Source organism: Wolbachia endosymbiont of Drosophila barbarae, from assembly GCF_044752445.1.
In the GTDB taxonomy this organism is placed as follows: domain Bacteria; phylum Pseudomonadota; class Alphaproteobacteria; order Rickettsiales; family Anaplasmataceae; genus Wolbachia; species Wolbachia pipientis.
This window is the reverse complement of the sequence record NZ_JBIXJM010000169.1, coordinates 1-9,978: the sequence shown is the minus strand read 5'-3', so window position 1 is coordinate 9,978 and position 9,978 is coordinate 1. Positions and strand designations below refer to the sequence as shown.

At 35.1% G+C, this 9,978-nt stretch carries 9 protein-coding genes and 1 tRNA gene; 9 read left to right on the top strand and 1 reads right to left on the bottom strand.

The window, feature by feature from the left end; translation table 11 throughout:
- Positions 1 to 40 precede the first annotated feature (40 nt).
- From atpG to rnc, 9 genes are all read left to right on the top strand, one after another.
- Positions 41 to 913, top strand: coding sequence for an ATP synthase F1 subunit gamma (atpG, locus tag ACIPNH_RS03340; RefSeq protein WP_400771719.1), 873 nt, complete (start codon positions 41 to 43; stop codon positions 911 to 913).
- Between the two features lie 18 nt (positions 914 to 931).
- Entirely contained in the window at positions 932 to 2,266 is a 1,335-nt protein-coding gene (locus ACIPNH_RS03335) for a TldD/PmbA family protein (protein ID WP_400771717.1), read from the top strand.
- Positions 2,267 to 2,440: 174 nt separating this feature from the next.
- Positions 2,441 to 2,692: a cold-shock protein gene (locus ACIPNH_RS03330; RefSeq protein WP_182319799.1), complete on the top strand. Its 252-nt coding sequence runs from the start codon at positions 2,441 to 2,443 to the stop codon at positions 2,690 to 2,692.
- Between the two features lie 35 nt (positions 2,693 to 2,727).
- Complete coding sequence (locus ACIPNH_RS03325; protein WP_038199603.1) at positions 2,728 to 3,954, top strand: DEAD/DEAH box helicase; 1,227 nt, start codon at positions 2,728 to 2,730, stop codon at positions 3,952 to 3,954.
- Between the two features lie 203 nt (positions 3,955 to 4,157).
- On the top strand, positions 4,158 to 6,464 hold the full coding sequence (locus tag ACIPNH_RS03320) for an AAA family ATPase (protein ID WP_155969133.1): 2,307 nt from the start codon (positions 4,158 to 4,160) through the stop codon (positions 6,462 to 6,464).
- Between the two features lie 64 nt (positions 6,465 to 6,528).
- Positions 6,529 to 7,425 carry a class I fructose-bisphosphate aldolase gene (locus ACIPNH_RS03315; RefSeq protein WP_400771721.1) on the top strand — a complete coding sequence of 299 codons (897 nt, stop codon included), beginning with the start codon at positions 6,529 to 6,531 and terminating at the stop codon, positions 7,423 to 7,425.
- Positions 7,426 to 7,430: 5 nt separating this feature from the next.
- Positions 7,431 to 7,502 (top strand) — tRNA-Cys (locus ACIPNH_RS03310).
- A gap of 130 nt (positions 7,503 to 7,632) precedes the next feature.
- On the top strand, positions 7,633 to 8,709 hold the full coding sequence (locus ACIPNH_RS03305; RefSeq protein WP_151807528.1) for a quinone-dependent dihydroorotate dehydrogenase: 1,077 nt from the start codon (positions 7,633 to 7,635) through the stop codon (positions 8,707 to 8,709).
- A 187-nt stretch (positions 8,710 to 8,896) separates the two neighbouring features.
- A complete protein-coding gene (rnc, locus tag ACIPNH_RS03300; RefSeq protein ID WP_006279914.1) occupies positions 8,897 to 9,595 on the top strand; it encodes a ribonuclease III in 699 nt (232 codons plus the stop codon).
- Positions 9,596 to 9,702: 107 nt separating this feature from the next.
- Here the strand turns inward: rnc and ACIPNH_RS03295 are convergent.
- Positions 9,703 to 9,978: transposase (locus ACIPNH_RS03295; RefSeq protein ID WP_400771714.1), on the bottom strand; the 276-nt coding region annotated here is incomplete at its 5' end.

Genomic DNA, 9,978 nt, shown 5'->3' with positions numbered 1-9,978 from the left:
TAACAGTTATATATTTTAATAAATCAGGGTTGTATACAAAATGAAGAGCTTAAAGGAATTATCCTTAAGAATTAAGAATATTAGGTCTGTACAGAAAACCACGAAAATAATGCAAATGGTTTCTGCAGCAAAGTTGTTACAAAGCCAAAAGAAGTTATTAAATTCAAAATTATATGTATCTAAGCTGCATAACATTATTTTTTCATTAATGCTATCAGTTGATCAAGAATTACTGGCAAAAATTCTAAATGTCAGTAACGACGGTTCTTACCTAGTATTCATTATTGCGTCTGATCGTGGCTTGTGCGGCAACTTTAACTCTTCTATTGTCAAATTTAGTCAAGAGCGTGTAAATAAGTCAATCGCAAATGGCAAAAAAGTAGATATTGTATTTCTTGGTAAAAAAGCTTTTGATGTAGGTAAAAATAGATTTGACTCTAAAAGTATCTTAAAAATTGAAAATAGTAAGGGAATCACGTTAAAGCACGTAGAAGCTTTGGTTGATGGTATAGATTTAAGTAAATACGATAAAGTTAAAGTTTTTTATAGTAAATTCTATAATACCTTCACGCAAAAACCAATGTTGGAAACAATAAAACCATGGAGTAAAGACTCATCCTTGATTGATAGCTCTCTGGCTGGTCCAACAACAGATTACGGCTATGAGTATGAACCACAAAATATTGAATTTATTTTAAAATCTTTAGTTGAAGATTACGTTGTAATTGCTCTTTACTCTGCTTTACTTGAAAGTGCAACGAGTGAGAATAGTGCTAGAATGGTTGCTATGGAATCAGCAAACAGAAACACTAAAGAGATACTGAACAAATTAGCATTGCTTTATAATCGTTCTCGTCAAGCAGCGATTACGACTGATTTAATTGAAGTTATAGGTGGTGCAGAATCTTTATAGAAATCTAAGGAATAGAAAATGAATATATTAAATATTGCAGCAGATATTACTAAACTAATAAAAAAGCAAAATCAAGATGCGGAAGTTACAATATATGAAACTAATAAGACTTCAGTTTCTCAGCGTCTATCAAAAATTGAGCAAATATCACAATCTAAAAATTGCACTGTAGGAATCAGAGCTATAGCAGGTAAAAACAAAGCTGCGTATATTTCTACAAACGATTTGAATAATCTGAGTGATACAGTAAGCCAAGTGGTAGAAATGGCAAAGAATGCGCCAGAAGATCCTTGCATTAATTTTGCTGTAAATGGTAGTAATTATATCTCTTCTGCAGATTTAAGTATCTCAGATAATAATGTTGTAACCGTTGATAACCTAAAAGAAATTGCTGAAGCTGCAGAAAATTCAGCCCTTGCACATAAGAGTATCACTAATTCTGAAGGAGCCTCTTCTTCATACGCTTTAGTGAATACAGTATTATCGACTGTTTCTGGTTTTATTGGCTCGTTTAGTAAATCAACCTTTGCTAATCAGGTCTCTGTTGTTGCTGGAAGAGAAAGTGAAATGAAGGTTGGTTACGATTATGATATAGCATGTAATTTTAGTGATTTAAAGTTGCCAGAGTTAATGGGAAAAGAAGCAGCAAAAAGAGCAGTTGATCAATTGAATTCACGTACAATGAAAATTGGTAAATTTCCAGTTATTTTTGAAAAAAGAGCAGCAAAAGGGCTAGTAAAAAGTTTTGCTTCTGCTATAAATGGGAGCAGTATTATAAGCAACAGTTCTTTCTTGAGGGGTAGTTTAAACGCTCAGATTTTCAACGATAGAATTAATATTATCGATGATCCATTGTTGCCAAGAGGCATAGCATCGAGACCATTTGATGGAGAAGGGATAACTAGCAAGAAAAATATATTTGTAAAAAACGGAATATTACAAAATTGGATTTTAGACTTATACTCGGCTAGAAAATTAGACTCAGAAACAACCGGAAGTGCAACTCGTGCAAGTAATGCTGCAGTTATTCCTGCAGCTAGTAACCTCTACATTGAGAATGGTGATGTATCGTTTGAAGAATTAATTCAGGAAGTGAAAGAGGGAATATATGTAACTGATTTATTTGGTTTTGGTGTCAATTTAATCAATGGCGATTACAGCCAAGGCGCTTCCGGATTTTTTATAGAAAATGGAAAAATAACGTATCCAATACATGAGATTACCATTGCTAGCAATTTGAAGGATATGTTTAGCAATTTAGTCGTTGCAGATGATCTAACTTTTTGTGGGCAATTTAATTCACCAACGATTAAAGTTAGCGAAATGACGGTTGCAGGTTCGCTTAACGATTAAAAAATTTATTTGCATCAAGTACAACAATTGTGTATTATTGTCATGTAATGTTAAGAATAGACTGTGGAGTATAAAGGTTTAGTTTCAATAGCTAAGCTTAAAGCATTCTCAATCGTAATTTCAAAGTTTTTCATCACATTAGTAATGTTAGTTAATAATTTAGGAGTTGTTTAAATGGAATTTGGTAATATAAAATGGTTTAATGCCGAAAAAGGCTATGGTTTCATCAAGCCAGAAGGTAAAGGGGGTGACGTTTTTGTACATATTAGCACATTGGAACGTTCGGGAATAAGACCTGAGGCACTTAAAGGAGAGAATAAAGAGAAGGGAATAAAAGGAGAAAGGGTGAGTTATGAGGTTAAAGAGGAGCGCGGTAGAAACGGAGAAGATAAAAAATCTGCAATAAATTTAAGATTGGAAGATTAATCTATTATGAAGTCTTTTAACAGGATTAACGTATTGTGAATAATTTTCATGAGATGGGTCTCCCAGCTTCGCTTAGACAAGCTCTAGATAAAAATAATCTTTTCGTCCCAACTCCGATTCAAATACAAGCGATTCCCTTAGCGCTACAAGGTAAAGATATTCTCGGATCTGCTCAAACGGGGACTGGAAAAACTTTAGCATTTGCTATTCCGTTGGTTGCTAAGTTGCTGAATGAGCCTAACACTGGTTCAGCTTTAGTCATCGTGCCAACCAGAGAGCTTGCGCATCAGGTAACAAATGAGATAAGAAAACTCTTATCTCAAAATTCTGCACTAAGGGTCGCTTTGTTGATTGGTGGTGAGCCTATTTTTAGGCAGCTAAATCAGCTTCAGAAAAAACCACAAATTGTAATAGGTACTCCTGGTCGTATTATAGACCATATTGAGCGTAAAACTTTGATTACTCGCAATGTTAGCGTTCTTGTGCTTGATGAAACGGATCGTATGTTTGATATGGGCTTTGGAGTTCAGATTGAAGAAATTATGAAGCATTTGCCTAAAATAAGGCAAACTCTTATGTTTTCTGCAACTCTTCCTGGAGATATAGTAAAACTTGCTGAGAAGTACCTTAATCGACCAGAACGTATTTCTGTTGATTGTGAGGTTACAACTTCTGTAAAAATTAAGCAAGAAATTGTTTATGCATCAGAATCAGAAAAATATGAAAAGCTTGTTACACAACTATGTCAGCGCGAAGGATCAATCATTATCTTTGTCAAAACAAAGCGAGGAGCGGATCAGCTAGCTAACAGATTGCACAAAGATGACTATAGCGCTTTAGCAATTCATGGTGATTTAAGGCAGCACAAGCGCGAAAGGGTCATTAATTCTTTCCGTCGTGGCCGTAATCAAATCATGGTTGCAACAGATGTTGCTTCTCGCGGCCTTGATATTCCCCACATTCAACATGTTATCAATTATGATGCACCACAATCGCAAGCTGACTATATTCATCGTATAGGTAGAACTGCACGCGCTGGAGCTGAAGGGTATGCGCTATCTTTTGTTACACCTCAAGATAAGAGAAGACTGCCTGCACTGGCAGACAAAGAAGGAGAGCTAAATTTTGATTGTAGTGTGCAATTTAAAAAACGTAACAGCAAAAAGGTCTTTAAAAGGCCAAGTACGTTAAAGACTAAATACGGTAGAAAAAAGATCAATGCATTTAAGAAGAAAAGCAGAGTACTAGAAAAAGCGTATTAAATAGGATTTACCTACAATTTGATAAGCGTAAAACTCGTCATTCCGCTACTCATTAGCGGAATCTATGCTGAGATATTGCGGTGCTATGACGTAGATCCAGAGTGGGATTCAAATTGGCTACAGCGAACTGCTGGATTTCAATTTTTTTAATAATTGTGTGCTATTCATTATATATGAGTTCCCACTTTTAAAGAGAATAGGAGATGATTTCCAAAAACTTAGAGGCAAGTTTGAATAGAGCACTATTCATTGCTTCTAATTTTAATCTTAAATATGCGAAAGTAGAACATTTATTGCTGGCGTTAACTAAAGACGTGGATGTAAATTACGTTTTATCAAGATGTAATATCAGAGCCGATGAAATCATCAGTATGGATAACATTCTATCAAGATGCAATATTAAGGCTAATGATTATAATAATAATATAAAAGGGTTTTTACAAAGCAGTTCTGAATTGATTATCAGTGGAGTTAAACCTAGCTCAATGTTTCAATGCATAATACACAGAGCAATAATACGGGCTCATAGCTTGGGGAAAAAAGAAATAAATGGAGCAAGTGTTCTAGTAGAAATTTTGTCTGGGCAAGATTTATACGTTGAAGATCTATTGCAGAAACAAAGTGCGAAAGATTCCAATTTGATTTACCACATATCTAACATGAAATACTCTAACGATATAGATGAATACACCACTAATCATAAAGTAAAACTTGATAAAAATAATGATGCTCCTACTACAGTAAATAAAGGTGAGCTACTAAAAGATGAGGAAATTCTACAAAGTTATTGTAAAAATTTAAATGACTATGCAAGAAGCAAAAAAATAGATTATGTTATTGGTCGTGATTATGAATTAAATCGCACTATAGAAATATTATTGAGGCGTAGAAAAAACAACCCTTTATATGTTGGAGATCCAGGTGTTGGCAAAACCACAATAGTTGAGGGTTTGGTACTCAAAATCATTGAAAACAGTGTTCCAAGTGCGCTCAGGTCCAGTATAATTTATGCTTTGGATTTAGGGTCACTCCTTGCAGGGACACGCTATAGAGGTGATTTTGAAGAGAGAATAAAATCTATAATAAAAGCGATTGAGGCAAAACCAGGTGCTATCCTTTTTATTGACGAAATACACACTATCATTGGAGCAGGTTCTACAAGTGGTAGCTTTCTTGATGCAGGTAACCTACTCAAACCTGCGCTTGCAAGAGGTACACTGCGTTGTATAGGTGCAACTACATATAGAGAATACAGCAATAGTTTTGAAAAAGATAAAGCATTAGCGAGGAGGTTTCAAAAAATTAATGTTAAGGAATCTTCTGTTAACGAAACGATAAAGATACTAGATGGTATAAAGCACTACTATGAAGGGTATCATGGAGTATATTATACAAAGAATGCCATTAGGTCTGCGGCTGAACTTTCGCATAAGTATATTACTGGGCGAATATTACCTGATAAAGCGGTTGATGTTATTGATGAGGCAGGGGCATATTGTAAATTGCTAAGAAACAGGGGTAAAATTGTAAATAGTAGAGATATTAAGAATACCATTACTAGAATTACAAATGTGCCTTGCGGATCTGAATCTGATGATTTGCAGAAAGTAAAGTCTTTAAAAGCTAATCTAGAGAAGGTGATTTTTGGCCAAGAGCAGGCAATAGAATCTCTTGTTAATTCTATTAAAATTGCTAAATCTGGGTTGAGAAATTACAATAAGCCTTTAGCAAATTATCTTTTTGCAGGGCCAACCGGTGTTGGTAAAACCGAGCTAGCAAAACAATTAGCAGAAAGCATGGGCATGAATCTTATACGCTTTGATATGTCCGAATATATTGAGTCTCATACGATATCAAGGATGATTGGTTCTCCTCCTGGATATGTAGGTTATGATCAGGGTGGATTACTCACAGAGTCTGTATCTAATAATCAATATAGTGTTGTGCTGCTTGACGAAATTGAAAAGGCTCATAGCGATATCTATAATATATTGCTACAAATTATGGATTATGGTTGCGTTACAGACACTTACGGACGTAAAGTTAACTTTTCCAATATAATCTTAATTATGACAACTAATGCAGGAGCAGCTGAACGCAGCAAAAGTTTTGTTGGCTTTGGGCATAAAAAATTTAACACTGGTGATAGTGAAAAAGCGATAGAACAGGTTTTTAGCCCTGAATTTCGTAATCGTCTTGATGCGATTATTTCTTTTTCTGACTTAAATGCGGATATAATTCTGCATATTGTAGATAAATTTATTCAGGAACTGAAAAAGCAGCTGACGCAAAAAGGCATAAACTGCTTGGTAGAGGATGAAGTGAAATCTTATCTTGTACAAATGGGTTATAGTAAGGAAATGGGAGCACGTCCGATAGAGAGACTTATTGAAAAAGAGATAAAAAGTTACTTAGCGGAAGAAATACTGAATCGTAAATTAATAAAAGGAAAGAAATTAAGAATCTATATGAATAAAGTAGAAAATAAAATTGCTTTTGATATAGTTTAAAATCCTTGTATTGAACTTCATCTTTGTTACAATCTATAACTTAAATTCAATTTGAATTATAGTGATAAGTGATAAAGTAAAACAAGTCCTAAGCTACTACGAAAGTGAAAACCCTGGGGTAAAAGCAAATCTTACTCGTATTCTCATGCATGGAAAGCTTGGCGGCACTGGCAAATTAGTAATTCTCCCTGTAGACCAAGGGTTTGAACACGGGCCAATAAAAAGTTTTGAAGTTAACCCTGATGCTTATGACCCACATTATCATTTTCAGCTTGCAGTTGATTCGGGAGTAAGTGCATATGCTGCTCCACTTGGTATGATTGAAGCTGGTGCTTCAACTTATGCTGGAATGCTCCCACTTATTTTGAAACTTAATAGTTCCAACTCCTTACATTCGAAGAATCTGACTTCTGATCAAGCAATAACCTCTTCTGTGAAAGATGCACTGCGTTTGGGCTGCTTGGCTGTTGGATTTACTATATATCCTGGTTCTGCTAAGTGTTTCGATATGATGGAAGAAGCCCGTGAAATCGTAGCTGAAGCCAAATCTTATGGGCTTGCAGTAGTGTTATGGTCTTATTCACGCGGTGAAGGAATTTCCAAAGAAGGTGAAACAGCGGTTGATGTTATTGCCTATGCTGCACACATGGCAGCTTTGCTTGGCGCTAATATAATAAAAGTAAAACTTCCAACTAAATATTTGGAAAGGGAGAAAATAGAAACAGAAAATATTGAATCATTACCTAAAAGAATTGAATATGTTAAAAGATCTTGTTTTGCAGGAAAAAGAATAGTAGTTTTTTCTGGTGGCGAGTCGAAATCAGTGAATGACATATGCAATGAAGCGAAAGAAATTAAGCAGGGTGGTGGTAATGGTTCAATCATTGGACGTAACACTTTCCAACGCAAAAGGGAGGAAGCTTTATCTATGCTAAAAGATATAATGGATATCTACACATAAAAAACGGCTGGGTGGCAGAATGGCTTATGCAGAGGACTGCAAATCCTTTTATACCGGTTCAATTCCGGTCCCGGCCTCTTTCATTTTCTATATCTTGTAAAAGTTGCTCAATTCAACAGTAGCTTTAAGTGTGTAACCTATAGAGAAAATTATTCATAAGTAAAATCAATTTCTTTTCAAGTTATGGTTATACTCTTATAGCGTTTCATGGTAAAAAATAAACTAAAAATAAGCAAAGTGTTTTACAAAATGATATTACGTGATTTATTGTTTTTACTGCCGCCCGAAGTTGCTCACTCTTTGGCAATTATGGCATTAAAGAAAATACCTTATAAGAATCCTATAGAGCTACCAGAATCTTTGAGTGTGAATTTTTTTGGTAATAAGCTCAGAAGCCCCGTGGGTCTGGCTGCAGGTTTTGACAAGAATGCAGAAGTTATAAGGCCTATGCTTTCATTTGGTTTTGGATTTATTGAAACTGGTACTGTAACTCGTAATCCACAATATGGAAACAAAAAACCAAGAATTTTTCGGTTAATTAAAGATCAAGGGGTAATTAACAGATTGGGATTTAACAATAAAGGAATAGACTACTTTCTTAAACAAATAGATAAAACCAAGCTTGATGATTGCATTTTTGGCATCAACATAGGAAAAAACAGTACATCAAAGGACCAAATCAGCGATTATGTTGACTTAATAAAGATAGTATATGGAAAAAGCAATTATATAGTGCTGAACATCTCATCCCCAAACACGCCTAATTTACGCAATCTGCACAATAAGCAAGAATTATCGGAATTGTTGAAATCCGTAACTCTAACCCGGAAATCAATTGATAATTCTAAATCCATACCAATAATATTAAAAATCTCACCAGATATAGATCAGCAAACGAAAGAAAATATCGCTGAGCTTGCGTTGGAATATAAGATTGACGGATTAACAGTGAGCAACACTACGATCAGTCGGAATAACTTACATTCCCACCACAACGAGAGTGGTGGGTTGAGTGGCAAACCGCTGTTTAAACTTTCAACCGAGTTATTGAGCGATATGTACAAACTTACTAAGGGCAAAATATTGTTGGTAGGATGCGGAGGAATCTCAAGTGGTGCTGATGCATATAAAAAAATAAAGGCAGGAGCTTCTTTGGTGCAGTTGTACACTGCTCTCATATACCACGGACCTCAAGTTGTAAACAAAATTAATCTAGAACTTGCAGAACTAATAAGGAGAGATGGATTTAGTAACATTAGTGAGGTGGTGGGTTGTATACATTAAGCATCTTCTCTGTCACCTAAGTAGCCGACACTGGAATAACATCGATGAATCATTATTCAAATAATGGTTATGCAAGAAGTCTATTAAACTGTATATTTTGGAAGTTGTTGGTATTATTTTAATAAAACAAAACTAATTCTTTGGTATAAAGGTGTGGTAGGAAGTGTTATTCTTTTAAATAATGGGTATGAAGAGTTTGAATGATGCAATATCTAAGATCATTGATTATAAATTTACAAATTATGCAATATTAGAAGAGGCACTAACTCACCCAAGCGTAAATAAAAGGAATAGCAAAAACCAGATTGTAAGCTACGAAAGACTAGAGTTTTTGGGCGATAGTGTTTTGAATATGGTTGTATCTGCCACACTGTTTAAACTATTTCCTGAAGAAAAAGAAGGAGCATTGGCAAAAAGAAAGACGGATTTAGTTTGTGGCAACACCATTGCTAATGTTGCTAAAGAAATAAAATTAGGCAGCTTTATCATCATGAATAATAGTGAACGCTGCAATGGAGGGAGATGTAACTTAAAAAATTTAGAAAACTCGCTTGAAGCACTAATAGGTGCAATTTATATTGATGGCGGGCTTGAAAATGTTGAAAAATTTATTATCCAATATTGGGAAAAGCTAGCTAAAGGCATGCTTGACCCCCCTCAAGATCCTAAAACCTCACTGCAAGAGTGGACTCAGAAAAACAAATTGCCTTTACCAGAGTATGAGCTTGTAAAACAAACTGGACCAGCGCACAATCCTGAATTTACTATATCAGTTTGCATAGAAGATTATGGTAAAGTTTCTGCATGCGCTTCTAGTAAAAAGATTGCTGAACAAAAAGCTGCTGAGTTGATGCTAGAAAAAATTGGAAAAGACGCTTCAGTTTAGGCAAAATAGGCATTAATGTAAATTTTAAGGAAGCTAATAGCGTTTAGGGTAAATGGTCAATTTAAGGAGAAGCATAGTATAGCATTTCTCATAATAGTCCGAACAGGTCATAGGAAGGCAGAATCAACAGCACGACGAAAGGATTCGAATAGAGGAATGTTTTTCCTGGCTCTGTTTTTTATAGCAAACCAATGATGCTCAATTTTGTTGAAATCTGGAGAATAAGGCGGCAGATACAAAATTTCTGCACCAACCCCTTTAGCAAGCTCGATAATCTTATCAGACTTATGAAAAGTAGCATTGTCAAGAATGACAGTCTGTCCAGGTTCCAAGATCGGTGTCAAAAATTGCTCAAACCATCCATTAAAAACATCCATATTACA